Annotated in this window: 4 tRNA genes; all 4 read right to left on the bottom strand. The window is 54.4% G+C overall.

Features of this window, described 5'->3' with window-relative positions:
* The 4 genes from BK120_RS34390 to BK120_RS34405 all read right to left on the bottom strand — a co-directional run bounded on the left by BK120_RS34390 (position 1) and on the right by BK120_RS34405 (position 346).
* Positions 1 to 82, bottom strand: a tRNA-Leu gene (locus BK120_RS34390).
* A gap of 13 nt (positions 83 to 95) precedes the next feature.
* Positions 96 to 172, bottom strand: a tRNA-Arg gene (locus BK120_RS34395).
* Positions 173 to 189: 17 nt separating this feature from the next.
* Positions 190 to 263 (bottom strand) — tRNA-Cys (locus BK120_RS34400).
* An 8-nt stretch (positions 264 to 271) separates the two neighbouring features.
* Positions 272 to 346: transfer RNA gene (locus tag BK120_RS34405), tRNA-Gly, on the bottom strand.
* Between the last annotated feature and the right edge of the window lie 3 nt (positions 347 to 349).

Here is a 349-nt window from a genome sequence, read left to right on the forward strand (position 1 = left end):
TGGTGCCGATGAGAGGACTCGAACCTCCACGGTTTCCCTCACGATTTTGAGTCGCGCGCGTCTGCCATTCCGCCACATCGGCATTTGAGTAAAGATGGCGTGCCCTAAGAGATTCGAACTCCTGGCCTTTTGATTCGTAGTCAAACGCTCTATCCAGCTGAGCTAAGGGCACATATTATAAAATTGTAATGGAGGCGCCACCCAGACTCGAACTGGGGGTAGAGCTTTTGCAGAGCTCTGCCTTACCACTTGGCTATGGCGCCAACATAAATGGAGCGGAAGACGGGAATCGAACCCGCGACCCTCGCCTTGGCAAGGCGATGCTCTACCGCTGAGCCACTTCCGCAAC

It is taken from the genome of Paenibacillus sp. FSL A5-0031, assembly GCF_001956295.1.
Taxonomy (GTDB): Bacteria; Bacillota; Bacilli; order Paenibacillales; family Paenibacillaceae; genus Pristimantibacillus.